The 26,236-nt window shown below is 60.6% G+C and carries 30 protein-coding genes and 1 tRNA gene; 13 read left to right on the forward strand and 18 right to left on the reverse strand.

Annotation, left to right across the window (positions count from 1 at the left end; translation table 11 throughout):
• Nucleotides 1–4 precede the first annotated feature (4 nt).
• Nucleotides 5–226: a DUF1289 domain-containing protein gene (locus ASE36_RS09980; protein WP_062278791.1), complete on the forward strand. Its 222-nt coding sequence runs from the start codon at nucleotides 5–7 to the stop codon at nucleotides 224–226.
• Nucleotides 223–924 (forward strand): TIGR02281 family clan AA aspartic protease, encoded by a 702-nt coding sequence (locus ASE36_RS09985; RefSeq protein WP_062278794.1) that lies wholly within the window; start codon nucleotides 223–225, stop codon nucleotides 922–924. The genes ASE36_RS09980 and ASE36_RS09985 overlap by 4 nt, the downstream gene beginning before the upstream one ends.
• Nucleotides 925–928: 4 nt before the next feature.
• On the opposite strand, the gene ASE36_RS09990 is transcribed toward ASE36_RS09985, so the two are convergent.
• The 7 genes from ASE36_RS09990 to ASE36_RS10020 form a co-directional block, all read right to left on the reverse strand.
• Nucleotides 929–1,690 carry an ABC transporter permease gene (locus ASE36_RS09990; protein WP_062278796.1) on the reverse strand — a complete coding sequence of 254 codons (762 nt, stop codon included), beginning with the start codon at nucleotides 1,688–1,690 and terminating at the stop codon, nucleotides 929–931.
• Nucleotides 1,687–2,613 carry an ABC transporter ATP-binding protein gene (locus ASE36_RS09995; protein WP_062278798.1) on the reverse strand — a complete coding sequence of 309 codons (927 nt, stop codon included), beginning with the start codon at nucleotides 2,611–2,613 and terminating at the stop codon, nucleotides 1,687–1,689. Before ASE36_RS09995 ends, ASE36_RS09990 begins: the two co-directional genes overlap by 4 nt.
• Nucleotides 2,614–2,788: 175 nt before the next feature.
• Nucleotides 2,789–3,613, reverse strand: coding sequence for a response regulator (locus ASE36_RS10000; protein ID WP_062278801.1), 825 nt, complete (start codon nucleotides 3,611–3,613; stop codon nucleotides 2,789–2,791).
• Between the two features lie 171 nt (nucleotides 3,614–3,784).
• Nucleotides 3,785–4,054, reverse strand: coding sequence for a hypothetical protein (locus ASE36_RS10005; protein ID WP_244474718.1), 270 nt, complete (start codon nucleotides 4,052–4,054; stop codon nucleotides 3,785–3,787).
• A 117-nt stretch (nucleotides 4,055–4,171) separates the two neighbouring features.
• A complete protein-coding gene (locus ASE36_RS10010) occupies nucleotides 4,172–6,778 on the reverse strand; it encodes a mechanosensitive ion channel domain-containing protein (protein WP_062278804.1) in 2,607 nt (868 codons plus the stop codon).
• Nucleotides 6,779–6,906: 128 nt separating this feature from the next.
• Complete coding sequence (gene hutX / locus ASE36_RS10015; RefSeq protein ID WP_062281211.1) at nucleotides 6,907–7,425, reverse strand: heme utilization cystosolic carrier protein HutX; 519 nt, start codon at nucleotides 7,423–7,425, stop codon at nucleotides 6,907–6,909.
• 7 nt (nucleotides 7,426–7,432) lie between these two features.
• The gene (locus ASE36_RS10020) at nucleotides 7,433–7,777 is read right to left on the reverse strand and encodes an antibiotic biosynthesis monooxygenase family protein (RefSeq protein WP_062278806.1); all 345 of its coding nucleotides are present in this window, start codon (nucleotides 7,775–7,777) and stop codon (nucleotides 7,433–7,435) included.
• 247 nt (nucleotides 7,778–8,024) lie between these two features.
• On the opposite strand from ASE36_RS10020, the gene ASE36_RS10025 reads away from it, so the two are divergent.
• Genes ASE36_RS10025 through ASE36_RS10035 form a run of 3 tightly spaced genes read left to right on the forward strand, consistent with a single transcriptional unit; the run spans nucleotide 8,025 to nucleotide 10,782 of the window.
• Entirely contained in the window at nucleotides 8,025–8,912 is an 888-nt protein-coding gene (locus ASE36_RS10025; protein ID WP_062278813.1) for a heme/hemin ABC transporter substrate-binding protein, read from the forward strand.
• Nucleotides 8,909–9,997 carry a FecCD family ABC transporter permease gene (locus tag ASE36_RS10030; protein ID WP_062278815.1) on the forward strand — a complete coding sequence of 363 codons (1,089 nt, stop codon included), beginning with the start codon at nucleotides 8,909–8,911 and terminating at the stop codon, nucleotides 9,995–9,997. Before ASE36_RS10025 ends, ASE36_RS10030 begins: the two co-directional genes overlap by 4 nt.
• On the forward strand, nucleotides 9,997–10,782 hold the full coding sequence (locus ASE36_RS10035; protein WP_062278817.1) for a heme ABC transporter ATP-binding protein: 786 nt from the start codon (nucleotides 9,997–9,999) through the stop codon (nucleotides 10,780–10,782). Before ASE36_RS10030 ends, ASE36_RS10035 begins: the two co-directional genes overlap by 1 nt.
• Before the next feature lie 255 nt (nucleotides 10,783–11,037).
• On the opposite strand, the gene ASE36_RS10040 is transcribed toward ASE36_RS10035, so the two are convergent.
• The 5 genes from ASE36_RS10040 to ASE36_RS10060 all read right to left on the reverse strand — a co-directional run bounded on the left by ASE36_RS10040 (nucleotide 11,038) and on the right by ASE36_RS10060 (nucleotide 15,496).
• A tRNA-Lys gene (locus ASE36_RS10040) sits at nucleotides 11,038–11,113 on the reverse strand.
• Nucleotides 11,114–11,261: 148 nt separating this feature from the next.
• The gene (locus ASE36_RS10045) at nucleotides 11,262–12,179 is read right to left on the reverse strand and encodes a PhzF family phenazine biosynthesis protein (protein ID WP_062278819.1); all 918 of its coding nucleotides are present in this window, start codon (nucleotides 12,177–12,179) and stop codon (nucleotides 11,262–11,264) included.
• A gap of 73 nt (nucleotides 12,180–12,252) precedes the next feature.
• Complete coding sequence (locus ASE36_RS10050) at nucleotides 12,253–12,981, reverse strand: hypothetical protein (protein WP_062278822.1); 729 nt, start codon at nucleotides 12,979–12,981, stop codon at nucleotides 12,253–12,255.
• 9 nt (nucleotides 12,982–12,990) lie between these two features.
• Nucleotides 12,991–14,100 carry an endonuclease/exonuclease/phosphatase family protein gene (locus tag ASE36_RS10055; RefSeq protein WP_062278824.1) on the reverse strand — a complete coding sequence of 370 codons (1,110 nt, stop codon included), beginning with the start codon at nucleotides 14,098–14,100 and terminating at the stop codon, nucleotides 12,991–12,993.
• A 172-nt stretch (nucleotides 14,101–14,272) separates the two neighbouring features.
• Nucleotides 14,273–15,496 carry a PLP-dependent aminotransferase family protein gene (locus ASE36_RS10060; RefSeq protein ID WP_062278826.1) on the reverse strand — a complete coding sequence of 408 codons (1,224 nt, stop codon included), beginning with the start codon at nucleotides 15,494–15,496 and terminating at the stop codon, nucleotides 14,273–14,275.
• Between the two features lie 200 nt (nucleotides 15,497–15,696).
• On the opposite strand from ASE36_RS10060, the gene ASE36_RS10065 reads away from it, so the two are divergent.
• Nucleotides 15,697–16,905: a GGDEF domain-containing protein gene (locus tag ASE36_RS10065; protein WP_062278828.1), complete on the forward strand. Its 1,209-nt coding sequence runs from the start codon at nucleotides 15,697–15,699 to the stop codon at nucleotides 16,903–16,905.
• 27 nt (nucleotides 16,906–16,932) lie between these two features.
• Here the strand turns inward: ASE36_RS10065 and ASE36_RS10070 are convergent, their stop codons facing one another.
• The gene (locus ASE36_RS10070) at nucleotides 16,933–17,550 is read right to left on the reverse strand and encodes a TetR/AcrR family transcriptional regulator (RefSeq protein WP_062278830.1); all 618 of its coding nucleotides are present in this window, start codon (nucleotides 17,548–17,550) and stop codon (nucleotides 16,933–16,935) included.
• Between the two features lie 67 nt (nucleotides 17,551–17,617).
• Here ASE36_RS10070 and ASE36_RS10075 point away from each other — a divergent pair, with 67 nt between their 5' ends.
• Entirely contained in the window at nucleotides 17,618–18,100 is a 483-nt protein-coding gene (locus ASE36_RS10075) for a cupin domain-containing protein (RefSeq protein WP_062278832.1), read from the forward strand.
• A gap of 77 nt (nucleotides 18,101–18,177) precedes the next feature.
• A complete protein-coding gene (locus ASE36_RS10080; protein WP_062278834.1) occupies nucleotides 18,178–18,552 on the forward strand; it encodes a hypothetical protein in 375 nt (124 codons plus the stop codon).
• An 89-nt stretch (nucleotides 18,553–18,641) separates the two neighbouring features.
• Here the strand turns inward: ASE36_RS10080 and ilvC are convergent, their stop codons facing one another.
• The 3 genes from ilvC to ASE36_RS22570 form a co-directional block, all read right to left on the reverse strand.
• Nucleotides 18,642–19,661, reverse strand: a complete 1,020-nt coding sequence (ilvC, locus tag ASE36_RS10085; protein WP_062278836.1) for a ketol-acid reductoisomerase — start codon at nucleotides 19,659–19,661, stop codon at nucleotides 18,642–18,644.
• 24 nt (nucleotides 19,662–19,685) lie between these two features.
• The gene (locus tag ASE36_RS10090) at nucleotides 19,686–20,375 is read right to left on the reverse strand and encodes a TetR/AcrR family transcriptional regulator (protein ID WP_062278838.1); all 690 of its coding nucleotides are present in this window, start codon (nucleotides 20,373–20,375) and stop codon (nucleotides 19,686–19,688) included.
• A 376-nt stretch (nucleotides 20,376–20,751) separates the two neighbouring features.
• Entirely contained in the window at nucleotides 20,752–20,997 is a 246-nt protein-coding gene (locus ASE36_RS22570) for a hypothetical protein (RefSeq protein ID WP_156378625.1), read from the reverse strand.
• A 127-nt stretch (nucleotides 20,998–21,124) separates the two neighbouring features.
• On the opposite strand from ASE36_RS22570, the gene ASE36_RS10095 reads away from it, so the two are divergent.
• Nucleotides 21,125–21,373: a hypothetical protein gene (locus ASE36_RS10095; protein WP_062278840.1), complete on the forward strand. Its 249-nt coding sequence runs from the start codon at nucleotides 21,125–21,127 to the stop codon at nucleotides 21,371–21,373.
• A gap of 127 nt (nucleotides 21,374–21,500) precedes the next feature.
• Nucleotides 21,501–21,887, forward strand: coding sequence for a DUF4087 domain-containing protein (locus tag ASE36_RS10100; protein ID WP_062278842.1), 387 nt, complete (start codon nucleotides 21,501–21,503; stop codon nucleotides 21,885–21,887).
• 1 nt (nucleotide 21,888) lies between these two features.
• On the opposite strand, the gene ASE36_RS10105 is transcribed toward ASE36_RS10100, so the two are convergent.
• The gene (locus ASE36_RS10105; RefSeq protein ID WP_062278845.1) at nucleotides 21,889–22,353 is read right to left on the reverse strand and encodes an Lrp/AsnC family transcriptional regulator; all 465 of its coding nucleotides are present in this window, start codon (nucleotides 22,351–22,353) and stop codon (nucleotides 21,889–21,891) included.
• Nucleotides 22,354–22,517: 164 nt separating this feature from the next.
• Here ASE36_RS10105 and ASE36_RS10110 point away from each other — a divergent pair, with 164 nt between their 5' ends.
• Complete coding sequence (locus ASE36_RS10110) at nucleotides 22,518–23,231, forward strand: aspartate/glutamate racemase family protein (protein ID WP_062278847.1); 714 nt, start codon at nucleotides 22,518–22,520, stop codon at nucleotides 23,229–23,231.
• A gap of 28 nt (nucleotides 23,232–23,259) precedes the next feature.
• Here ASE36_RS10110 and ASE36_RS10115 read toward each other — a convergent pair whose 3' ends face one another.
• Nucleotides 23,260–24,012, reverse strand: coding sequence for a pyridoxine 5'-phosphate synthase (locus ASE36_RS10115; protein ID WP_062278849.1), 753 nt, complete (start codon nucleotides 24,010–24,012; stop codon nucleotides 23,260–23,262).
• A gap of 260 nt (nucleotides 24,013–24,272) precedes the next feature.
• Here ASE36_RS10115 and ASE36_RS10120 point away from each other — a divergent pair, with 260 nt between their 5' ends.
• Both ASE36_RS10120 and ASE36_RS10125 read left to right on the forward strand, forming a co-directional pair.
• Nucleotides 24,273–25,262 carry a hypothetical protein gene (locus ASE36_RS10120; protein WP_156378626.1) on the forward strand — a complete coding sequence of 330 codons (990 nt, stop codon included), beginning with the start codon at nucleotides 24,273–24,275 and terminating at the stop codon, nucleotides 25,260–25,262.
• 206 nt (nucleotides 25,263–25,468) lie between these two features.
• Nucleotides 25,469–26,155: a MerR family transcriptional regulator gene (locus ASE36_RS10125; protein WP_062278854.1), complete on the forward strand. Its 687-nt coding sequence runs from the start codon at nucleotides 25,469–25,471 to the stop codon at nucleotides 26,153–26,155.
• The last annotated feature ends 81 nt before the right edge of the window (nucleotides 26,156–26,236 follow it).

Consider the following 26,236-nt stretch of genomic DNA (forward strand, 5'->3'; position numbering starts at 1 on the left):
GCCGATGGAATCGCCCTGCATTCTGATCTGTTCGATAGACGACAAGACCGGCTTCTGTTTCGGCTGCGGCCGAACGCGTGACGAGATCGGTCGCTGGACCAGCTATTCAAGCGAGGAACGGCGTGTGATCATGGCCGGCCTGCCAGCGCGCCTCGAAAACGTCGAGCGCAAGCCACGCCGGGAAACACGTCGCACCAGACTGCAGCGCGAGCGCGAGACCGGTTGATGCGGTTTGTCCTTGGCCTTGCGATCCTCGGCATCGGCCTCGTCCTTCTTGTGGTCAATCACGATCAGGGCCAGACTTTCGGTGTCGATAACGAGGCCGTCGGCAGAATCGTCGTCGCCCTGCCGATCCTTCTGATGATTTCAAGCGGTATCCTGCTCGGTCGCCGATCGGTCGGGCAAAGCCTTCGTCAGCTGTCGATCTGGGTGCTGATCGCGCTCGCACTGGTGACCGGTTACCTCTACCGAGACGACATGCGGGCTGTTGGTGAACGGGTACTCGCAGGCCTGATGCCGGGTCGTGCGGTGTATGTGACGAATGCGGATGGATCAACGGAGGTCGTCCTGCACAAATCTCTCGGCGGCCATTTCGAGACCAGCGTGGAAATCGGCCCCGTCTCCGTTCCCGTCCTCATCGATACGGGCGCAAGTTCCGTCGTTCTGAAATTCGAGGATGCGGTGAGGATCGGCATCGATCCGAACACGCTGCAGTTCACCCGCACAGTGCTGACTGCCAATGGACAGGCCCAGGCAGCCCCGATCCGCCTGCCGGAACTGAAGTTGGGTGACATAAGCCGCACCGATGTTCCGGCCGTCATCCTGGAAGAGGGACGGCTCGACCAGAGCCTGCTCGGCATGAGCTTCCTCTCTACCCTCGGCTCCCTACAGATGCAGACCGACGAGCTTCGCCTGCGCGACTGATGGATCAGGCTCGGAGCTTATAGCCGGTCCTGAAGATGAAGGTCAGGACCGCCAGACAGATGGCGAGAAACACACCAATCATGCCGACGCTGATCAGCGGATGCACGTCCGACACTTCGAAGAAACTCCAGCGGAAACCGCTGACGAGATAGAGGACCGGATTGAGATGGCTGACCGCCCGCCAGAACGGCGGCAGCATGTCGATCGAATAGAATGTGCCACCAAGGAAAGTGAGCGGCGGGACGACGAGCGAAGGCACAAGGTTCAACTGCTCGAAATTCTTGGCCAGCACCCCGATGATGAAGCCGGCAAGGCTGAAGGTCACCGCCGTCAGCACCATGAACAGCAGCATCAACACCGGATAGGCGATGTGCAGGTCGACGAAGAACATGGCCGTGAAAAGGATGATCAGGCCGATCATCATGCCCTTCGTCGCCGCAGCACCGACATAGCCCAGCAGGATTTCACTCATCGCGACGGGGGCGGACAGGATTTCGTAGATCGTGCCCGTGAATTTCGGGAAATAGATACCGACCGAACCGTTCGAAATGCACTGCGTGATGAGCGCGAGCATGATCAGCCCTGGCGTGATGAAGCCGCCATAGGAGACGCCGCCCACCTCCTGCATGCGGGAGCCAACGGCCGCCCCGAAGACGATGAAGTAAAGCGCGGTCGACAGCACCGGCGAGATAACGCTCTGCAAAAGCGTCCGTCGTGTGCGCGCCATCTCGTAGAAATAGATCGACTTGACCGCTTCCGTGTTCATGCCTTGGCTCCGATCAGCGAAACGAAAATATCTTCAAGAGAAGTCTGGCGGGTCGACAGGTCGTCGAAGCGAAGGCCCGCCGCCTCCAGGGCCTGCAAGAGGCGCCCCACATGCGCATCAGCCCTGCCCAGATCGTAATCATGCAACAACTGGTCGCCGCGCTCGTTCAAAGTCAGCTCCCACTCCGACAGACTGTCCGGGATCTTGGTGATTGGCTCCAGGAGATTGATGGCGAGCTGCTTCTTGCCCAGCTTGCGCATCAAGGCGTCCTTGTTCTCGACCAGCAGCAGGCGCCCCTTGTCGATCACCCCAATGCGATCGGCGATCTCCTGCGCTTCCTCGATGTAGTGGGTCGTGAGAATGATCGTGACGCCGGTCTTGCGCAAACGCTCCACCAGCTGCCACATGTCCTTGCGAAGGGCGACATCGACGCCAGCCGTTGGCTCATCAAGGAACAGGATGCGCGGCTCATGCGACAGCGCCTTGGCAATCAGGACCCGCCGTTTCATCCCCCCGGACAGTTCCCGAAGCGCATTATTGCGTTTGTCGAAGAGCGAGAGGTCGCGCAAGATTTGATCAATGAGGGCCGGATTGGCCTTCTTGCCATTCAGCCCGCGTGAAAAGCTGACGGTATTGAACACCGTCTCGAACATGTCGGTCGTCAGTTCCTGAGGCACCAGCCCGATCTCGCCGCGGGTCTTGCGGAACTCGCTCACCACATCATGGCCCGCGACCGTGACGCTTCCAACGGAAGGATTGGTCATGCCGCAAATGATCGAGATCAGCGTCGTCTTGCCCGCACCATTCGGCCCGAGCAGCGCCAGGATCTCGCCCTCCTCGATATCAAAGCTGACATCATCGAGGGCCTTGAAGCCATTGGCATAGGTTTTGGAAAGCGAGCGAATGGAGATGATAGGGGGCATGGCGCACTCGGTGAACAGGAAGCGAAACGCCTATATAGGCCCTTTGCCGAGAGGCGCCAGAGCTAGCGGCGAGACGGTCTGTCCACGCTCAAAGACAATGCCGCCGGCCGCTGAAGCGGTCGACGGCATATCGGATGCAGCAATCCGCAGGCGCAGACTGCGCCGAAGCTTCTCGTTATTTGATGCGCAGCTGGGCTGCCTTAATCTGCACTAGCGTGTCGAGGTTTTGGTTGACGCGGCAATAGAACTCTTCGTCGATGAAGGGGCGCAGCATGAAGTCGTTGCCGCCGACCTTGAGGAAGCGCGCGGACAAAAGACGATTGGTCGAGGACGATACGCCGATGATCCGCAGCTCATGCGAACCGCGCACCGCACGGATGCGACGTGTCAGTTCGAAGCCATCGATGTCGGGCATGTTGTAATCGGTGACAACAAGCGCAACATCCGGATTGGCTTTCAGGATCTCGATCGCCTTGGCGCCGCTTTCGGCCAGGCTGACACGGAAATTGTAACGCTTCAGACGACTGGAGAGCAGCGCACGGGCTGTCGCGCTGTCGTCGACGATCAGCACGTGGTGGCGATGGTTGGTCAGGAAGCGATAGACCGACTCTGCCAGCATCTCGACGGCGAAGATATTGTCCTTCAGGATATAGTCGACAATGTCCTTGGCCAGCAGCTTCTCGCGGGTCTCGTCATGGAACGTGCCGGTGAAGACGATGGTCGGGATATTGCAGTCGATGAGATATTCGAGCGCCTCGCCGTTTTCCGCCCCCGGCAGGTTGATGTTCGAGATCGCCAGTGTAACCGGCTCTTCCGAGAGCTCGTTGGCCATCTGCAGATCCTCGAAGGTTCTGCAGATTTCGACATCGACGCCCATCAACTCCTTCATGCGCTGGCTGATCATTTGAGTGAAGACGTTCGAGTCTTCTCCCAGGATGATCCGGACGTCGGGAAATGTTTCCCCGGAATACTGCATTCCGGATATGCCAAGGATAGCCATCGAAGGTGCCTTCTGTGAAATGTTCAACACGAGGACATCTATCAGGCTTGTTTTTCGGAAGCGTTAACTGAGGCTTCTCAGAGGCTTGGCCGTGCGAAAATAGTTAAGCGAGATAAAATATATAACCAAGGCGAGCAATGCACCGATGAATTGCACCCTTGCCGCCCGCCATTACTTGACCGTCGCCACGCCATCGTTGATCTCCACTGTCTCGCCGCCAGCAAGACCGATCCGATCACCATTGGGAAGTGTCAGGAAGCAGCCGGAAGGGCAGATCGTTTCCGCCCCGCCCGCATCAAGCGGAACTTCCATCTTGTTGCCGTCTTCGACAACGATCAGCACGACGGACGAGGGGCCGGCATTGTGCACCGAAGCTGCGATTGCCGATCCGGCAGCGAGCACAGAAACGACCACACCAAACGCACACGTCATCACGCGCATTGTCATGCCTGCAGCGAAGCCGAAGCCCCGTCCCTTGCCAAATGCGACCGAAAGAATTTCGATCAGCCATGCCCCTCTTATGCCGCATTACGCCTGAATGGCGGCTGAATGCGGCGTTCATGGCAAGAGTTTGTCATCATCCGGTGCTGCTGGCAATTCGTCCGGCTCAGCCACGCGCCCGGCTTCCGTTTTTGCACGCCGCCTGACCAGCACATGGCGATCCTGCTCGCGCACATGCAGCATGACGTCCTGATGCGGGTAAGGCATGACGATGCCCCGCGCCCGGAAGGCCTGCAGGATCTCCATGCGCACGCGATTGCGAACATTGAGCCCCTCACTCATGTCGGCCAGGTGAAACCGGAGCTCGAAATCGAGCGACGAGGCACCGAAACGGAGGAATTCGACATGCGGCTCGGGATTGCGCAGGATGTCTGGCATCCCGTTCACCACCTCCAGCAACACGTCGATCACCTCCTGCGGATCCGCGTCATAGGCGACGCTGACCGGGATTTCCGACCGCTGCACGCGATTGCGATGGGTCCAGTTGCCGAGCGGCGTATTGATCAGCTCCGAATTCGGCACGATGATCGACTGACGCCGGAAGGTCTCGATTTCCGTTGCGCGCACCGAGATCCGTTTCACGATGCCTTCATTGACCCCGGTAATGACGTGGTCGCCCACCTTGAAAGGCCGCTCGACGAGCAGGATCAGGCCAGAGACGAAGTTCGACACGATGTTCTGCAGGCCAAAACCGATACCGAGTGAAAGAGCACCGGCGACGAGCGCCAGGCTCGACAGATCGATACCGGCGGCGGAAATGCCGACGATGCCCGCAATGCCGGTGCCGAGATATCCAACACCCATCTTCACCGAGTTGCGCACGCCGCCATCTACCTGCGACCGCGCCATCACATTGCCATCCAGCCATTTCTGGAACCAGCGGGTGAGCATCAGTCCGACGACGAACAACAACAGGCCGCCAAGAATGCCGAAGATCGAGATGCGGATCGTGCCGATATTGATTTCGGTGAACAGGTTGAACAGCCAGAGCTGCATGTCGCGCAGCTGGAACCCCCAGGACATGAGGATCAGCGGCAAACCGGCGACAAGGGCGAACATGTAGATGAGCAGACCGGCAGCAATGCCGCTCTGGTCAAGCCCCACCGGGCCGAGTTTGAAGCGGCGTGCAATGTAACGGCCGACGCGCGTCTCGCCGAACTGGTTCGGCGCCGAGATCGCCTTGCCCGAGAGTATGCCGATATACATCGTCGCGACCACGGCTCCGGTCACGATGATCTGGGTCGCGAGGAAGCGCGAAAGGCCGATATAGCCGATGCCCGCCAAAAGGATCAGAAGAACACCGATCGCCCGCAGCGTTACGGCCGCAGCCCGTGGCCAGGGACGGCCCGGTGCATTGGGATCGCCCTTGTCCGAGAGAACCGGCCGGAGGAAAGAAACGAAGAACAGCAGGAAACCGACGATAACCGAAGAGCCGAGACTCTTCATCACGGTCAGCACGACAGGCGAACTATAGGCGTCGCTGATGACAGCGAGCAGGTAGTCCAGCCCGTTGACCACCGCCATCAGGAAAATCGCGATGGAGATGTCGCGCGCGCCCTTGTTCGACAGCTTCACCAGTCGCCAGTTTGCCGCAGACGGCGCAAGCACTGCCCGAGACACTGCAGTAACGAAGAAAACGAGACCGATCAGAGCGAAGAAGGCAGCGGCGATCGGCGCGATATCGGGACGCAGGACATTGAACGTGTCGAGCAGGAAATAGGCGGATGCGAGAAAGAAGCTCAGCGCCATCGACGGCAAGATCGTCGACCAGAAAGCGACGGAAAACCGGCTCATATAGGACGGGTCCTCGACCGCGAGGTCCCGCTGCTTGATGTCCTTGAAGAAACGCTTCTCCACATAGAGGATGACCGAGGCCAGCGCCAGCGACAGAAGGAGCGCCAGCGTCAGCGGCACGGCCTTGAACTTCACCACGAAGACGAGCCAGCTGCTGATGCTGCGCCGGACACGCTCGGCATCGGACCAGAACGATCCGGTCGCCTCGTCAAACACCTGACTGTTGATCTCGGTATGGGCAAAGAGCGCATTGGTGAAAATCGCGCGGCGGATATCGGAAATCCTGTCCGACAACGATTTCGCCTCGATCGACAGGTCTTCCGCCTGCCCCGTAATGGCATTGATCTCCGCGCGCGCCGCATTCAGCCGGCTGCGCTCATCAGTGACACTCGCTGCCTCCGGCGGCTGGCCATCGGCAGGCGCAGCACCCAGTTCCGTCAGCCGCGTCTGGACGTCGTTGAGCCGCGGCCTGAGATCGACGGACACCTGCAGAACATCGCGAACGAGCGCATCGACCTTGACCTTGAGTTCAGCCAGAAGCGAATCGTCCTGCTCGTGTTTGTCCACCTGCTCGCGCAATTGGCTAAGCTGTTTCTTGGCGGCCGCGAGACGCTCGCCAGCCGCAGCCAGTTGCTCGTCCCGCGTAGGCTCGGGTGCCACCGGCGGCTCTGCCGCAGGAGGCTGTGCCGCAGGCACGGCGGTCTGATCTGTCGCGGACGGCGGGGCCGCCGACGGCGCCTCGCTCGCGGCGGCAGGCGGAGCCGGATCCTGTTGCTGTGCCAAGACACCGTCGGGCGAGACGGCAACCGAGAGGAAGAAGCTTGCAAGGCACAGGGCAAGGGCGAGACGGGGCGGGCGCAGTCGATACAAGGGGAGGTCCAGTCATGGATGACGATGGCGCGACAATAGGACCAGTTATAGGCAAAAGAAAGAACGGCTTACATCCAAGGCCGGAACGGGCGCCGGTGGTGGCCGGCGCCTGTCAATCGCGGGAAGGATCAGAGGCTAGCCTGCCGCAGTGCCTCGAAGCGCACGACCTGCTCTTCAATCAACGCCCGCTCCTTGTCGCGGCGAACAAAGACCTTGAACATCGCCTTGCCGTCGGCATTCATGAACCAGACCGAGCAGGAACGGCGACCATGAAAACCACGATCGACGAAGGCGATCGAAACACAGCGTTCCTTGCGGATATGTCCGCCGATCGGGCTGTCGCCATGGATGTTGAACCAGCCATGACCCTCGCTGCCATCGGGCAGACTGCCCTCGACTTCAAGAACGATATCCTCGGTATGCACGATCATCAGGATGTCACCCCAGGTCGACAGATCTTTCCAGATCGGCTCCCAGCGTTCCGCCGGAACGACGACAGCCGCGCCATCTGGAAGAACAGCCAAAACCTCGGCCGGGGTCACATCCGCCTTGGCCGCGATCTGCTCGATTACACCATCGGGTTTCTCGGCAAGCGCAGCAATCGCCCGATCTCGGCGCTCGGGTGTTGAGAGGGACAATGCGCGCATCGGAGGATCAAGCCGCTTCGACTTCGGCGCGCTTGCCGGAGCGATCTTCATGGATGATCACCTCAAAGCCTTCGAAATGCGGACCCGAGAGATACTGGACCTTGCTCTCGCCGGCGCGCGCATGGGCAGCCCGGAACTGCTCGGACTTCGTCCAGGCGAGAAAGTCCGCATGGGTCTCCCAGACCGTGTGCGAGGCATAGAGCGTATGATCTTCTGCCTTCGGCCCCTTCAGCATGTGAAATTCGACATAGCCGGGCATTTCGGCAAGCCGGCCCTGCCGCGAACGCCATTGATTTTCGAAGGCTTCCTCGAAGCCCGGCACGACGCGAAAACGGTTCATGGCAATGTACATGGAGTGACTACCTCTCTTCAAAACACGATGGTGGACACGGCCGCGCACGCGCCGGAATGCCGAGTATGACGGCATCGCCTGACAAATGGAACAACCGCGATATCTTGCCTTGGTAGATAAACTTGGCTATCACAGTCAAGTTATTTGTCTCGGCGGCAGCCCGGCAAGATTTCTTTATTCCGAGGTGCCGAGGACAGTGACCTGTCCTCCCGGTATAGCGTCTGTAAGCATAGGTAAGATCAAGCCAATGTCCTTTTCCCACCCCTCTCGTCGCCCTGCATTCGCTCTGGCGGCCGCCATATTGCTCGCGGTCCAGCCAACGTTTTTCGAGCCCGCACAAGCGGCGGAAGCCAGCCGCATCGTGGCCCTGGGCGGGACGGTGACGGAGATCATTTATGCATTGGGCGAAAGCGACCGTATCGCCGCTGTCGACAGCACCAGCACCTATCCCGTTGAAGCCGATGACAAGCCCGACGTCGGTTATGTCCGCCAGATCTCGCCTGAAGGCGTACTCTCGCAAAAGCCGGACCTGATCGTTGCCGAATCGGGCGCGGGACCCGCAGACGCCATCGAGATCCTGAAGGCGAGTGGCATTTCCTTCGTATCGATCGCCTCTCCGCCCGATACATCGGCAATCCCCGACAAGATCCGCGCAGTGGGTGCGGCGATCGGTGCCGAGAAAAAGGCAGAGGAATTGGCCACCGAGGTTGCCGCCAAACTGAAGACCCTGGAAGACAAGGTGGCCACCCGCACGGGGCCGAAGAAGAAGGTTCTCTTCGCCCTGTCGCTCGCCAATGGTCGTGTCATGGCGGCGGGAGCCGATAGCTCGGCAGACGCGATGATCCGCCTCGCCGGCGGTGAAAACGCAGTCTCCTCCATCTCGGGTTACAAGCCACTCACGGATGAAGCGGTCATCGCGGCGGCTCCCGACGTGGTTCTGGTGATGAGCGGCGGCGCAATGCACCTGACCGCCGAACAGGCTTTCGTCCTGCCGGCCTTGGCCGCAAGCCCCGCCGGCCGAACCGGCTCCTTCATCACCATGGATGGCCTCTTCCTGCTCGGGCTCGGCCCCCGCGCGACCGAGGCGGCAGCAGACCTGAACGCCAAGCTCTACCCCGAAAGTGTAAAGCCGTGAGCATGCCGACCGTCTTGAGCAGCAGGGGGGCGATGGCGGGTGACCGGTCCGCGCTCGGCCATCTGGTCATCATCGCCCTCGTGCTCCTGCTGGCACTGTCGGTCTTCCTGTCGATCGTGATTGGCCCGACCGGTGTCGGCCTGCCAGATCTGATGGCCTATCTCGGCGGTGACGCGCAAACGCTCGACCGCCAGAACCTGATCATCCTCGAAGCGGTCCGCTTGCCACGAACCGCAATGGGCCTGCTCATCGGTGCGGCGCTCGGGGTCTCCGGCGCCATGATGCAAGGCCTATTCCGCAATCCCCTTGCCGATCCGGGCATTGTCGGCGTCAGCTCCGGTGCTGCACTCGCCGCCGTGCTGGCCATCGTGCTCGGGCCGACGCTACTCTCACCGCTCTCCGCTCTCTTCGGCAACCTCTTTCTGCCGCTCATGGCCTTCCTCGGCGGCCTCGGCAATACCTTCCTGCTCTATGCCATCGCCACCCGGGACGGTCGCACATCGACGACAGCGCTCGTCCTGTCGGGCATCGCCATCGCCGCGCTCACCGGTGCCGCCACCGGCCTCCTGATCTTCATGGCCGACGACAGGGCCCTGCGCGACATCACCTTCTGGTCGCTCGGCTCGCTGAGCGGGGCCAATGGGACCAAGATCCTTTCCATCCTGCCCTTCGTCTCCTTCGTGCTGCTGATCATTCCCTTTGTCGCCCGCGGCCTCGATGCCCTGATCCTCGGCGACGCCGCAGCGTTCCACATGGGGGTTCCCGTACAGCGTCTGAAGCGGCTGACAATCCTGGCAGTCGCCGCAGCCTGTGGCGCGACCGTTGCAGCGGCTGGCTCCATCGGCTTCGTCGGCATCGTGGTCCCACACCTGCTGCGTCTTGCCATCGGCCCCTCACACCGCTTCCTGCTGCCGGCCTCAGCGCTTGGCGGGGCAGCGTTGCTCCTCTTGGCGGACACGGCCGCCCGCACGATCGCTGCACCCGCAGAATTGCCGATCGGCATCATCACCGCCCTTCTCGGCGCACCCGTTTTCCTCATGCTACTGCTCGGCCGCAATGGCCGCCGGGCGATGGGTTCGCTCTGATGATCAAGGCCCGTGACATTTCAGTAATTCGGGGACGACGCCGCCTCCTTGATAAAGTGAACCTGAACCTTCACCCCGGCTGTTTCACCGTCGTCATCGGTCCGAACGGGGCGGGCAAGTCCACGCTGCTCAAGGTGTTCTCCGGGGAGCTCTCTCCCGATCAAGGCGTCGTCACCTACAGGGATCGGCCGATCAGCACATTCAGCGCAGTCGAACTGGCCAGAGAACGCGCGGTCCTCCCGCAATCCACCGCCCTCTCCTTCCCTTTCACCGCCCTGGAGGTCGTCCGCATGGGCGCGATCGCTTACGGCAGCCTCGAGCCCGGCCTTGCCGCGCGACAGGCCCTGACCCGTGTCGGCCTGACTGGCTTCGAGGGTCGCGACTATAATGCTCTCTCAGGCGGAGAACAGCAGCGCGTCCAACTGGCCCGCGTCCTTGCTCAGATGCCGAGCGCCTTCTCGGATGGCCAAGCTCGGAAAATCTTTCTGGACGAGCCGACGGCAAGCCTCGATATCGGTCACCAGATTTCCGTCCTCGAACTGGCTCGCGACTTCGCCCGCCGAGGTGGATCGGTGCTCGCCATCCTGCACGACCTCAACCTGGCCGCTGAATTCGCCGATCATCTTGCGGTACTCGATCAGGGCAAGCTGGTTGCAGAAGGAACCGCTGCCGAAACGCTGACGGATGAGATCGTCGCTAGGGTCTACGGAATTGAGGGCGCAGTCGGACGCATTCCGCCAAAGGGAACGCCATATGTCCTGCCCCAAGCCCGCCTGAGGGCCTGAAGCTGAGCCGGCTATCGACGTTGTCCACAGTTATCCACAGGCTAATGCACTCAAATCTGGCCGATGAACCGATACGAAACCGGAACACCAACGACCGCAGGGCGGAACGTTTATCGAACATCTCGGTTTCCCGCCTGATCGCTCCGTCACAATCGGGGAAATACAATCTTTAGCCGGACAAGCTCCTTGAGCTTGCAAAATTGCCGCGCAAATCGGTGTACGCCCGCGGCACGATCTTTCATTTCTGAGGATATTTGGTGGGTGATGTAGGGCTCGAACCTACGACCCGCTGATTAAGAGTCAGCTGCTCTACCAACTGAGCTAATCACCCGACCACGCCGTTTTTGGTGGCGTCCGCTCCGTTTCCGGTGGCGTGACCGGGCGTATAAACAGGAACCGGGACCTTGTCCAGCGCGTCGGCGAAAATTCTTGGCCTTCTGGTCAAAAAAATTTCGAAAAAGCGAAATTCCCGTTGTTTTTCAGAGATCCAACTCACCCGTCGCGACACGCACCGCCTGCCCGCCGATCCGCGCGCGCGCAACGGCGCCATCCTTTACATCGATGTGAAGGTGGATGTGCGAAGGGCGCCCCATCTCCACGCCCTGCTCGATCATCATCGGGTGATGACCGTCCGGAAGGGCATCGAAATGATGGATGGCACCGGAGAGCGCTGCGACCGCCGCTCCGGTCGCCGGGTCTTCGGAAATGCCCATGTCTGGCGAAAACATCCGCGCATGGAACTTCGCGGCGTGATGAACGCCGCCACGACAATAGACATAGGCCGAGGTCAAACGCCCCTCGCTCATCGGCGCAACCCGCTCCCACAGATGTGGATCGAATTCCAGGCTCTCGACGGCCGCAAGATCATGAACCGGTACGAGTAGAAAGGGCACCCCGGCACTCCACACGGTCGGCACATGGTTTTCGAAGCCGATGGCGCTGGCCTTCAGGGAGAGCGCATCGGCGAGCTTCTGCGGGTCGAGTGTCAGTACGTGGCGGCTTGAGACGCGTGGCAGGTCGAATTCGCAAAAACCCGCCTCACCGTTTCTAAGCCGCACCGCACAGCGCACAGGGCCGACATTTTCCTCAAGCACACTCACCAGATCGACACTGTCGCGGTTACCGGCATAACTGCGCTCTGCAAGCGCTATCGCCGTTCCGACGGTCGGATGCCCGGCAAAGGGCAGTTCGCGGCCTGGGGTAAAGATCCGCATGCGGGCGGTGTGGGCCGCGTGATCCGCAGGCTGCACGAACACGGTCTCCGAGAGGTTGAGCTCCCGGGCGATGGCCTGCATTGCATCGTCAGACAATCCCTCGCCGTCAAAGATTACGGCGAGCGGATTCCCAGCAAGCTTCCTGTCTGTAAATACGTCGTAAATTGCATACTCTCTCGCCACGGGCCGTCTCCACTCTGATGGTCACGCTCGAAGCCACACTGCCCGACGATGCCGGGCAAGGCAAGGAACAGCATCACACCACCGTTTCAAAGTACCAGTCGAGGATCGGCAGCATGGCGGGACCATAGCGCTGCGCAGTGCGGTCAGGGCTGCGGATCGCGACGGCCCGCGATATCTCCTGCTCCGGCGCCGCCTTTGCAAACTTCGCGATCCTCTGCAAAAGCACCTCCGACGGTTCCGCAAAGCGAAAGAGCTGAAACACAGTCAGCTTGTGCGGGCGATAGCTGGCATAGAGCCCGCCGCCGGTCTGTGCGGTCGCAAGGTCGAGCCCGGTTTCCTCCAGCACCTCGCGCCGCATATTGCCGTGGAGGTCGCAGCGGCCATCGACCACGTCCGAGGGATCAAGGGATCCGGCCGCGAAATAGACCTGGCCAGGATTGGCCGTATGCGCCGCCATTTCGACCGCGATCAGCGCTCCATCGCCAGCCACCAGCACCGGATAACCGAAGAGGTGGCATGCACCGGAAAGATCGGCCTGCCGACGCCACCAGAGAAAGCTCGCGAAAGACGCTTCATGACCAACGGCGCGAATATGCCCTTTCTCGAAACGCATCTCGCGCTGCAGAATCAGCCGACCATTGTAGAGCGCGGGATTAACTTGCTGTTCTCTTGTCCAATGGGCTGCAATCTTCTCGGTATGGGCAAGCTCAAGCGGATGCGTTCCAGCTTCCACCCGCAGATCCAATCCCTCTATCGCAACAACACGGCCATCCGCTGGCAGCCCCATCACATGGTCGATCATCGTATTTCCTCAAGGCAAATGCAGGGAGAGAGCCACCGGGCAGTGATCCGACGCCTTGGGTCGGTCCCAGCCGATCCGGGGATAGCGTTCCACCTCCTGCCCCGGCGGGAAGGGCGTCCGGAACGGCTGGCCATTGCGGATGATCTCGGGCACGGCCTTCGGATTGGACCGCGCGAGGCCCGCCGACAGCCAGATGTAATCGAGCTGGCAAAGATGCTGCTCCTGTGGCCCACGCGCGTGGTAGAGCGTCCAGCGGTCGAGTACATCGCGTCTGCGCATGACGTTCTCGGCAAAACCATCCTGGGAGAAGATGTCGAGGGCGCTGGGAAGGGTATCCCGCGGCACGAACTCATAGCCTTGGCGCCGGTCGCCGATCACGTCGATCCGCTCCTGATAGTCATTCATGTCGCCACAGATGACGAAGTTGCGGTCGCGCGCATGCTCGCGCCCGAAACGATTCTCGATGATGTGCCGAACCGCCCTCACCTCGGCCTCGCGCACCGGCATGGTGCTCGCGCGCCCGTCCCCGCCCTCGCGCCCGTTGGTCATCGACTTGAAATGAACGACATAAAGGGTAAGCGGGCGTCCACCGACAAGAAGATCGAGTTCGAGGCAGTCCCGCTTGAAGATCCGGTCCTGCGGCTGGATGTTGGGGCCGAGTGCCGGCGTATGAAGATTGAGGTCGTGATAGGTCAGCGCCGCGTGGCTTTTGACGTCCTGCACCTCGATCCGTTCGCCGTGCCGTGTCTCCTCGCGCATCAGCACCGCCACGTCGATACCGCGGCTGTCATTGCCTTCGACGAGATATTTCTGCCGGTAGCCGGACCCGACCATGCGGAAAAGATAGCCATATTCGAAGGCTTTCAGGGCCTCCATATTGTCGACCTCCTGCAGGCACAGGATATCGGCATCCGTATCGGCGATGGCGAGCGCCGACAATTGCCGTGTATCATCGGTGGCAGCAACGACCCGTGCCGCCTCGAGCCGCTGATAATCGGCCTCGCTGCGGATCTCGAACAGCTTCAGCACACGATCGGAACGCAACTGGTTGCGAAAGCCGGTGAAATCGAAACGCGTGACGAGGTTTTCGATGTTGAAGCTGGCAATGCGAAGCGTCATGACAAACTGTTCCCGAACGCCTGGGAGCGCCAGGCCGGGCACCAGTCAAGCATGCAGGCCGGGCGCGGGCAACCATGAAGGCTCCTTTCCCCTCATGCCTAACGGACCGCACCGGCAGAACAGACGTCCTCGTCAGCGCGATCCGAAGGTTCGGGGTAATCCGTTGCGCAACTTAGGCAGCAATCTGCAAGCTTGTGGCAATCAGTCGGCCGAGACGCTTGATACCCTCGGCAATCATCGCCTCGTTGGCACAGGAGAAGGAGAGCCTCAGGGTATTGGTCCCCGACCGGTCGGCAAAGAAGGCTTGTCCGGGAACGAAAGCCACCTTTTCGGTCTCGACAGACCGCGCCAGAAGCTCCGTGCCATCAAGGCCCTCCGGCAGCGTCACCCAGATGAACATGCCGCCCTGGGGTTCCGTCCAGCTCGTGCCTGCCGGCATATGAGCCGCAAGGGCAGCCAGCATGGCATCGCGCCGCGCCGAATAGGCGGCTTTGATCTTGGCCACCTGCTGATCGAAATGGCGTTCAGCGACATGAGTGATCGCAATCTGGTTGATCGAGGACGAATGCAGGTCCGCCGCCTGCTTCATCAAGACGAGCTTGCGAATGACTGGGGTCGCGGCAACCACATATCCAACCCGAAGGCCCGGGGCGAGCGTCTTCGAGAAACTGCCGCAATAGATGGTCCTCGTCTTCTCGATCGAGCCGTGACGCTCGATGTCGAGCGACAGGATCGGCCGTACTGCCTCGCCGTCGTAACGCAGATGCTGATAGGCGGCATCCTCGATCACTGGCACGTCGAGCTCATCGGCGAGCTTGAGAAGCGCGAGCCGTTCTTCCTGCGATACCGTCTGGCCGGTCGGGTTTGCAAAATCAGAGGATAGATACGCAAACTTGACCCGTCCGCCGGCATTGTCGGCCGCAGCGCGGTAGCTGTCCGGCGTGCGATTGCCAAAACTCAGCTGGTCATAGGTCGGCTCATAGGCGTTGAACGCCTGGAGAGCGCCGAGATAGGTCGGCCAATTGACCAGCGCCGTGTCGCGCGGCGACAACAGCAGCTTGCCGAGGTAATCCAGCGCCTGCTGGGAACCGGATGTGATGAAGATATTGTCGACGCCGCAGGCAATCCCCAGCCGCTCCATTTCCTTCTGCAACCACTGGCGCAGCGGCAAATACCCTTCCGAGACCGAATATTGCAGGGCAGAGGCCGCCTGCCCGCCGGCAAAGATATCGGCATAGGCCGCCTCGAAGGCAGACGTGGGAAACAATGCCGGATCGGGGATGCCGCCCGCAAACGAGATGATCTCCGGCCGGTCGAGCAGTTTCAGCAATTCGCGGATTTCAGACGCGCGCATGCGCGTGGCGCGCGTGGCAAAGACGTGGTCCCAGTTCAGCATCGGGGTTTCCTCAAGGCTTGTCGTTATGGCCTCAGAAGATCACGAAAACATCGATAGGTCAACAATGCTGACCTATCGATGTTTGTTCAGGTTCAAACCGTTCGACAGCGTCATTTTTGGGCGCGAACACGTCTCGTTAACGGATGCGAATGCTAGGAGATTTAAAGCTAGGCAATGCAAATCCGGAATGCGAATCGCTGATGCCCGACCGTACCCCGCCGCCACTCCTGAAGACGCTTGCAACACCCATGATCGGCGCGGGCGACAAGGAACGAATTCCGCCCTGGGAGCAGTTGGCGGAACTCTACAGGATCGATCCGCACATCATCGCAGCAGCGGCCCTCCTCTCAGCCTCGATCCTCCCTTACATGGAAGGAAACGGGGGCAAGGTGGTGGCGGTCGCGGTCGTGCTCACCGTCCAGCTTCTCATCCGTTTGATTGCCGACACCATGTTCCGGCGCCGTACCGCTGATGCAGCGTTCAAGCCCTGGCTGTTCGGCTTCATCCTGGTATCGCTTCTCTCCGGCCTTGCTTGGGGAGCGTCGCTTGCCATCCTCTATCTCGGTTCCGGACCGCAGGCGCAGGTCGTGGTGCTGGCGGTCGGTTGTGGCATCGTCCAGTCCTGTGCTGCCCGCGCCTATATGGCGCCGGCATCGACAGCCCTGGTGATCCTGATCATGATCGGCATCGTCAATGTCGCGGCACTGAGTGAGGGCGACTGGTTGATGGTCCCGATCTGTCTTGCCTATGTCGCGTTCCAGGCACGCTACATGACCCGGCTGGTCGAGCTTGAACAGGCACGGCAGGCAGCCGAGCACAAAACCGGCAAACTGGTTCTCGAACTCGCCGAGAGCAACGAGAAGCTGAGACAGGCAAACGAGCAACTGGTGCGGCATGCCGCGACCGACGGCCTGACCGGCCTTGCCAATAGGCGCAGCTTCGACCACAGCCTGCAGGCGGAGGTGGAAGAGGCACGATCCAGAGGCTCTCTCTCCCTTCTCCTCCTCGACGTCGATCACTTCAAGCGTTTCAACGATAGCCATGGCCATCTCGCCGGCGACGAGTGTCTGCGCAGGGTCGCGAACATGCTGCGCGACGAATGCGCCGTCCGCTCCTACTATCCCGCCCGCTACGGCGGCGAGGAATTCGCCGTCATTCTGCCAAAAACCGACCGGCTGGAGGCCGAGGCCTTTGCCACGGGCCTCCTTGCGAAAGTCTCCGCGCTCGATTTGTCAGGGATCGCTGCCCCCTCTGAAACCCTCACCATCAGCATCGGACTGGCCTCTTTGGAAGACGACGATGACGGTGTCCGCGCCCTGATCAGCCGTGCAGACCAGGGGCTCTATGCAGCCAAGCAAGCCGGCCGGAACTGTGCACGCACCGTCGAGCGCATGCAGCATGTGACCTGAGCACAGAGTGCGAGGTAGCGCGCGGCTTCACTTTCCCGCGGAACCGCCGGTGTCGCCCATCAAACCCGTAAGCATCGTTTTGGCCGCCCAGAGCGTCGTCTCTCGGGCCTCCTGCGCATCCAGCCCGCAGACATCTTCAAGCACGACAAGCGTTTCAATGCCCGTGAGCAGCGACAGGGCATAGATCAGCCGCTGGAAATCGGCGGGAGGCAGTTGCGCCCGAAGCGGCTCCAGCGCTTCCGTCAGCCAGCCAATCCGCCGCGCGCCGCGCTTCACCTTGCTATCGCCGGTGACAGTGCTGGCAAGAAGCGCGCGGAACATTGGCTCGTTGTCATGGACCATATCGAAGATACGGCCGACCAGGATCTGCAACTGCCGGCCCACGGCGTCAGGCCCCTCGCCGGATGCGACGGGCTCGATGCGGATTGAGGTGGCGACAGCATCGAGCACCGCTTCGCGGATCATTTCCTCAGGCTTGGAGAAGTAGCGATAGGCGGTAGCACGCGAGATCCCAGCGTGATCCGCAACCTCAGCCACCGACGGCTGCGCCCCACGCTCCGTCAGTTCGCGGGCAGCGCGGAGCAACTCGGCACGGGTTCTCCTCTTCTGGTTGATGCGCTCGAAACTTTTTTCTTGACTGCTCATTTTCACCTCATTATGAGACAACAATCTCATTACGGGATAAAGTATCACAAAGGAGAGGAAATGCAAGATGACTACGACAATTGCAGATGCGACTATTCAACCCGCTCAAACTGTCCATTTTCTGGGCAGCCTTCTGACATTCCGCGCAAGCGCGGCCGACACCGAGGGGCAGTTCTCGATCGTGGAATCCTGCTCGGCGCCGGGGGCTGGCGCACCGCCGCATCTTCAGGCGGACGCGGAAGCCTTTCTCGTGACCGAAGGCACATTCGAATTCATGCTGGGTGACACCTGGCGCCGCTGCGGACCAGGCGAATTCGTCTATGTCGCCCCCGGGACGGTTCACGCATTCCGCAACGCCGCGAGCACACCATCCAGGATGTTGATCATCAATCTGCCTGGCGGCGCGCACGAAAACTTCTTCCGGGCCGTCGGTGAGCCCGTAGAGTTTGAAACGACGATCTTTCCGCCGATGGGTGCACCCGATGCCGCGCGCCTCACGTCGGAAGCCGAACGCTTCGGCATCACGATTCTGCCGCCACCGCGTCACTGAGTGCAGCACCCGGCATGGATGCACAGCCCTGTGCATCCCGCCTGACTTTCCTTCACCTATATCGAAAGGTTCGCCTCATGCGCGGATTGGCATATTTTTGTATCGTTTCAGCAGCGGTCTACGCCCTGGCCGGCATGGCCTTCGGCATTGTCATGGCCGCCTCGCACGACCACTCGCTGATGACGGCCCATGCGCACCTCAATCTGCTGGGTTGGGTGTCGATGGCCATTTACGGCCTGTATTACCACGCAGTCCCAGGAGCCGCTGACACACGACTGGCGAAGATCCACGTCGGTGTGGCAACCCTCGGCCTGTGGATCATGATCCCGGGCATTGCGATGGCTGTACTCGGCATGACCGAGGGACCAGCGATTGTGGGCTCAATCCTGACGATCCTCGGCATGCTGCTCTTTGCAGCGCGCGTCGCGACGGCGCTGCGGGCGATCGCATGACCATACGCCCGCCCCATCGAGGACAGGACGCGAAAAAGCCGGAGAGGTCCCCCTCCCCGGCTTTGTCGTATCAGACAGATGCGAAGGACTTAGTTCTTCGCCTTGTCCACCAGCTTGTTCTTGCCGATCCACGGCATCATGGCGCGGAGCTTGGCACCGACTTCTTCGATCTGGTGGCTGTCGTTCATGCGGCGGATGCCCTTGAAGCGGGCCGCACCGGCGCGGTATTCCTGCATCCAGTCCGAGGTGAACTTGCCGGTCTGGATGTCGTGCAGGACGCGCTTCATTTCAGCCTTGGTTTCAGCCGTGATGATGCGCGGACCGGTGACGTATTCGCCCCACTCGGCCGTGTTCGAGATCGAGTAGTTCATGTTGGCGATGCCGCCTTCATAAATCAGGTCGACGATCAGCTTCACTTCGTGCAGGCACTCGAAATAGGCCATTTCCGGCGCGTAGCCACCTTCGACCAGCGTCTCGAAGCCAGCGCGGATCAGTTCGACCAGACCGCCGCAGAGAACGACCTGTTCGCCGAAGAGGTCGGTTTCACACTCTTCCTTGAAGGAAGTTTCGATGATGCCCGAACGGCCGCCGCCAACGCCGCAGGCGTAGGAGAGTGCGAGTTCAAGGGCGTTGCCCGAAGCATTGTGATGGATGGCAACGAGGCAGGGAACGCCGCCGCCCTTCTGGTATTCGCCGCGAACCGTGTGGCCCGGGCCCTTCGGCGCGATCATGACGACGTCGACGGTCGACTTCGGCTCGATGAGGCCGAAATGGACGTTGAGGCCGTGCGCGAAGGCAATCGCGGCGCCGTCACGGATATTGCCGGCGATGTCGGCCTTGTAGATGTCGGCCTGCAGTTCGTCAGGCGTTGCCATCATCATCAGGTCGGCCCAGGCAGCGGCTTCGGCAACGGTCATGACCTTGAAGCCATCGGCCTCGGCCTTCTTGATCGTGGCGGAACCGGCCTTCAGCGCGATCACGACGTTCTGGGCGCCGGAATCCTTCAGGTTCAGCGCATGGGCGCGACCCTGGGAACCGTAGCCGATGATGGCAACCTTCTTGGACTTGATCAGGTTCAAGTCCGCATCACGATCGTAATAGACGCGCATTGTAGTATCCTTCCCTATGCTTTGTCAGTTGTGGTGGATGTTGTTGATCGACGCGCCGGCACGGGAAGCCCCGTCCAGTCCCGCCGAAACGCGGTCGGTGCCGTAGAGCGCGAGGAAGGCGGAAACCGCCTTTGCAGCGCGCGCACCGAATTTCTGTGTCTGAGGGGCCTCGCCGAGAAGCATGCGCACATGCAGATCGCTAACGATCAGGCCGTAGAGTGTCCGATAGGCTTCCTCGCCGTCGCCGAAGCGCAACAGTCCGTCGCGTTGGCCGGCATCGAGCAGCGCCCGCGCCCGACGGTCGATCTGGCGACGACCGCGTTCGAGCAACAGCGTACCGAGCTTCGATCCGTCGCGGCTCGACTGGCCGATTGCCAAACGGTTGAGCGCAAGCGACACGTCGCCTGCCAGAACCTCCAGCAGGTCACAAGCGAAAACGTCGAGATGGTCGGTCAGGGTCGCCACAGTCAGGCGCTCACCGGGTCGCTCGAAGGTGCGAACCTTGCTCGCCTGATAGGAAATCATCGCCGACAACAGACCGTCACGATCACCGAACCACTTGTAGAGGCTTTCCTTCGAACAATTGGCGGCGCGTGCGAGACCCGCCGTGGTGACGGCCTTGTCTCCCCCTTCGACGAGCAGACGCAACGCCTCGGCCAACACGGCGTTCTGGCGCGGTGTGAACTCTGAACTTTGACTGGTGTCGACGGACATGCGGAACTCCAAGTACCGTACGGTACGGTTCCCGCCTGTATGCCGATACGCGGAGCAGAGGTCAAGCCGGTCTGCCACGATTTGGGTTATTTCTCGATTTTTCATCGAAGCGCTGACGGCGCGCACTAATTGGAGGCCAGAACCGCCACCGCAGGCGGCACGTCCTCAGCCGAGGCAGCCTCACAAAACGGTGATCAGAACGAAAAATAACGATTATATGTTACAACAAAATGACAGTAGCTCGTTGCGCTAAGATTCTGTTTTAGAACAATCTTTTCCTACAAAACAACGCGCCTCTCCACGGTTTTCGCAGAACCGATCAGTTCGATTGTGCGCAAAGGGGTATTGAAAATCAGCTTGAGATACGCCAAATCAGTCACATCGAACCGAGCAGTTCGATGCAGCACAGGATATCTACGTCGATGAACACTCTAGCAGCAGCAGTCGCAAATCTTCCGGCATGGTTGCCGATCGCCCTGGCTGTGCTGACGATCAGAATGACGATGACGATACCGACCATAGCCAAGACAGGCGCAACGGTTCCTGTCGCGGTGCGCGCTTTCCAGGTCGGCGGCCTGCGACGACGATCATCTAAAGCGCCTCTGACGTCGCGATCGACCATTTAGTCGCGCGATCTGACCCTACCGAAGCCTGACATGCAAGACCACCGCCGGGCGCAAGCTGAGCGACGGCCGGCTGGATCGACGTTTGAATACAAACGACTGACCGTTTAAATAAGGGGCATCCCCATGAAAACCATTTATTCCTCGGCCCTCATGGCCGTTGTCGCGGGATCGACCGCAATCGCCAATGTGGAACCGATTCGCGGATCCATCACCTATGACCAGGCTGAAGTTCATGTCGAAGAAGCGCCCGTTGGCACTCGCTTCTTCCACAGTTTCACCGACGCCGATGGGCGCGAAGTACGCGAGATCTACCGGGTGAACCCGGACCGGTCGGTGACACTCGTCGGACGCACCTTGTCCAACGAATATTGATCACTGCGTCTGTTGAAAGATCCCGGACCACCTCCGGGATCTTTCGCCCTGCTCTGCTATGCCCAACCTTGGCGGTTTTCTACGGCAACACAGAGCACTATTCTGGGCTCCGATCCAAGGAGCCTCCATGCGCACATACCCGCTCATTCTATCCCTCGCCTTCATCCTGGCCGCCGCAAGCACGGCGATCGCTGCGGACAACCGATGCGGCTGGATCGAGAACCCGACCCCGGGCAACTACTGGCTGGATGACAGGGACGGTTCGTGGATGCTGCTGGCACAAGGCTCCGATCAAGAGCCTCTCGGCATGGAAAACATGCCCGACTTCAGCGCCGGCGATTTCGTCGAGACCAACGGATATTACGGCTATGCATGCGGCTGCATGAAAGTCGAGACTGAACGCAGCAGTGATTTCGGCGACAGTTTCGTCGGCCGCGTCACGGCCATCTACAGCTTCATGCAACTGCCGATCAGCAAATGCCGCAACGACAAGACCCTGCCCAAGCCGGAGTAGCTCACCGCGCGTAATCGACAGGCACGGCGAGGCCGTGTTTCAGCGTCTCCATCGAAATCGATGCCGAGACGTCGAACAATTCGACCCGCTTGACCAGTCGCCGATAGACGACGTCGTAATGCTCGACCCGCGGCAGAACCATTTTCAGGATGTAATCGTAATGGCCCGTCAGCCGATGGGCCTCGACGATTTCCGGGATGTCGCTGATCGCGCGACGAAACTCCTCGATCCAGTCATCGGCGTGATGTGCGGTCTTCACTAGAGCATAGACCGTCGTCGGCACGCCACTTTTGTTACGGTCGAGCACGACGATGCGCCGGGCGATGTAGCCCTGTTCCTCCAGTTTCTGGACACGCCGGGAGCAGGCGGAGGTAGACAAGGACACCCGCTCCGCGAGATCAGCAATCGAGATGGTCGCATCCTGCTGCAGGAGTTCGAGAATCTTCCTGTCCCTTTCGTCAATCACGCCATCTCTCCCCGCCTTCCTTCAACCCCTGCGCAAGCTGATTGCGCAAAACGCTTATAGCGCGCCGGATTAATGGCGCCAAGGCGCCGCAGAGCGTGAAAATTCGCAACCACATCCCGCACCTCCCGCGGCATCATGTCTCCATTCACACAGGGAGATGCACCATGAAGACGATTGGCCTAATCGGCGGGATGAGTTTCGAAAGTTCGGCGGTCTATTACCGACAGGTCAATGAAGCCGTGCGGACTCGGCTGGGCGGCCTCGCTTCGGCAGAAGTGCTGATGCACTCGGTGAATTTTGCAGAGATCGTCGCATTGCAGAAATCCGGTCGTTGGGATCTGGCAGCCAAGCGCCTATCAGACGTTGCGACGGGGCTGGAAAAGGCTGGCGCCGGTTGCATCCTGATCTGCACCAACACCATGCACATGGTTGCCGACGACGTTGAAACTGGCCTTTCGGTTCCGCTCATCAACATCATCGACGTGACCGCGCAAGCGCTGAAGGCCGGCGGCGCGAAGCGCCCGCTGCTGCTCGCGACCCGCTATACGATGGAGCATCCCTTCTATGCCGAACGCATGAAGCGGAATGGTATGGAGATCATGGTGCCTGACGCAGACGGTCGCACAGCAACCCATGACATCATCTTCGAGGAACTCTGCGCCGGTCATATCCGGGATCAGTCCCGCGAGAGGCTGCTCGCGATTATCGAGAAAGCAAAGGCGGAAGGCGCAGACAGCGTTATCCTCGGCTGCACCGAGATCTGCCTGATCCTCGATCCGAACGCCCTTCCCCTTCCCGGCTATGATTCGACCACGATCCACGCCCAGGCTGCCGTTGATTTCGTCCTTGAGAACGCAATCGGGATGCGTGCCGCCTGACGACCAGACTAGCCGCTCAGGCGATCGTTCAGATCGCCTGGCCGCAGGCCCGGCAGAACCGGCGAACCGTCTCCGCCATCCCATACTCGAGCGCATCGGCCGTCAGCCCGTGGCCAATCGAAACCTCGGCGAGATGCGGGATGCGCTTTGCCAAAAGCGGCAGGTTGGCGACGGTGAGATCATGACCGGCATTGACCGCCAGTCCTTCGGCCTTTGCCGCATCTGCCGTGCGACCGAGCAGCTCCACCTCGTGCCGTGCGGCCTCTGGATCGTCAAAGCAGCCGCCATAAGGCCCGGTATAAAGTTCGACCCGTTCTACCCCTGTCGTCTTCGCAAGCCGCATCGGCTCGGCCCGTCCATCGCCGTCGACGAAAAGCGAAACGCGCATCCCGCCATTGCTCAGACGTCCCACCACCTGCTTCAGAAATTCCTGATGCTTCACCAGATCCCATCCATGGTCGGATGTGGCCTGAGACGGATCATCCGGAACGAGCGTGACCTGTTCCGGCTCGACCGCCTCGCAGAGCGCCAGGAACTCTTCCGTGGGATAGCCCTCGATGTTGAATTCCGCCTTCGGAAACTCGTCGTCGATCAGGGCCCGCAGAGTGGGCAGGTCGGAAAAGCGAATATGCCTCTGGTCCGGCCGCGGATGCACGGTCAGCCCGCTTGCGCCGGCTTGAAGCGCAATCCGCCCGAGATGCGCGACATCAGGCCAGGGAAGATCACGGCGGTTACGCAGCATTGCGATGGCATTGAGGTTCACGGAGAGCTGGGCGGGCATGATTTCTGTTCCGAGGCGGGAATGACTGGCCGCAGATGTAGGACATCCCGCGCCAGAAGACCAACCAGAATTGCAGATGAACTGATCGGCGCGGCTGATGGATGGGCAAGAGAACAAACCCGGCAGACCCTCCTAGACTTTAGGGTATTGACCCTACCGCGCTTTCCATTAGTCAGCTTAATGATTGTGACGGATCTCACAAGTATCGGCCTGTTGACGGTGACCCACCGCAGCATGCGCCGGCACGGCTTGGAGTACGCATGACGACGGGACTGAGGATTGATAACGCGATGGTGGCGGAGGCTTTGCAAAGGGTGCTGCGAAGCCGCACCTTCGCGCGCTCGGAAAGGCTGCGCTGCTTCCTGAAATTCGTGGTCGAGATGGAGCAGCTGGGCCTCGCCCATCAGTTGAAGGGCTACACGATCGGCATCGACGTCTTCAGCCGGGGCGAAGGTTTTGATCCGGGCACCGATCCGCTTGTCCGGGTCCAGGCGGGCAAGCTGCGCAAACTGCTCAACCTATTCTACGCACAAGAAGGCCGCGACGAACCCCTGCGCATACGCATCCCCCTTGGCGGCTATGCACCGGTCTATGAACTGGCCGGCGTCTCACGGGCGACGAAGGACGAAGGCGTCGATGGCGGTCTCCTCCGGGACCTGAATACCTTGACCCGCCGGACGCGCATGGATCCGACGGGCCCCGTACAGGACTTGCCGAAACTCTTCTTCGCCCCTCCCACCGACGTGAGCGACGGAAGCTCCGTCTTCTTGAATGCCATCAGGCTTTGGCAGAACCGTCTGTGGGCCGTCTGCATCGCGCCTATCGGTGAACGGCCCTTGACCACAGGCGGTCTCGCAGATCCCTTGCATTTCGAACTTGAGGCTAGTCTCAAAGACAATGCCGCCCTTCGGATCAGCCTGCGCCATCTCCGCACTGGGACCGAATTGCTGGATGACGATCGCACGATCCCGGTGTCGGATGACATCCTGAAGCTGGGCGCCGCGGCCAACGAATTCGCCGGCGCCAATCTGACCATCCCGGGCCGCATCTACCAGTTCTGCCATGCCCACGGCCTTTCCACGAGTGCGATGCAGTGCCTCGACGCAACCTATCGCTACAGCCTCGACCGCTCGGACGCTGCCTATCTGCGCGCACTTCGGCACCAGCAGGAATGGCCGGGTCTTGAGAAGACCACGGATGTGATTGCGGAAATTCCCCATCTACTCGCGCTCACCTGCGCCCACAGCTGACCACCTTCCCGGCCGGCAACAGGCTTCACAGAGCCTTACAAGCTTCATGACAAAGTTATTTTAACATTTACGAATATATCGTGTATTCTAGATCTGCGGCAGCGAGTCTGGCGGCCGAATCCGGAAAACGGAACAGAAGGAGTTGAGGACAGGAACAGGCGAGAGACGTCCGGCAAAGGGCGGACCGCAAAACCATTGGAGGGGACATGCCGAACGGACCACACCATCTGCAACCCATTTCAAAAGCTCTCACGCGCAAACGACAGGATGTGATCCTGCCGGATATCATCCCGATCAGCGATCTGCCGCTGGAATCGGTGGCCATTGCCGACATGGCCGAGCGCTTTGGCGTCACGCACCGCACCCTGCACTTCTACGAGGAGAAAGGCCTGATCGAGGCCAGCCGCATCGGATTGATGCGCGTCTACCAGCACGGCGACATCGCACGCATGGCTGTCATCAATGTCTGCCGCGAGATCGGCATGCCGATCTCTGTCATCCAGGACCTCTTCGAACTGCTCGCCACTGCCAAGTCCAAAGCGGAGGCAAACCTGATCTTCGAGGAAGCTCTGGCGACCCGTCGTCGTGAACTGGCAGCCGGTCTTTCCATGGTGCATCGGCAACTGCAGCAGGTGAATGCGCTCCTTGAGAACGAGGACCCGGCGAGTGCGCGGCATGCCCCCAAGCGGAGCGGCCCTGAACTCACCGACATCGAACGGAACTGCCTGCAGTTGATGGCCGAGGGCTATACGACCATCCGGATCGCGCGCACGCTGGAGATGAAGGTGTCGGAAGTCGACGATATCGAGCAGCAGATCGTCGGCAAGGTCGGTGCACAGAACCGCTTCCAGGCCGTCGCCAAAGCCGTGCTCCTCGGTATAGTGATCAGCTGAAGCAAGGTTTGCCCATCGTCAAAGGTGGAGAGTTTGTAACGGGACGGACGCCGAACCGATCGTTAGAACCCGCGTCATGTC

The sequence above is a fragment of the Rhizobium sp. Root274 genome, assembly GCF_001429245.1.
Lineage (GTDB): Bacteria > Pseudomonadota > Alphaproteobacteria > Rhizobiales > Rhizobiaceae > Allorhizobium.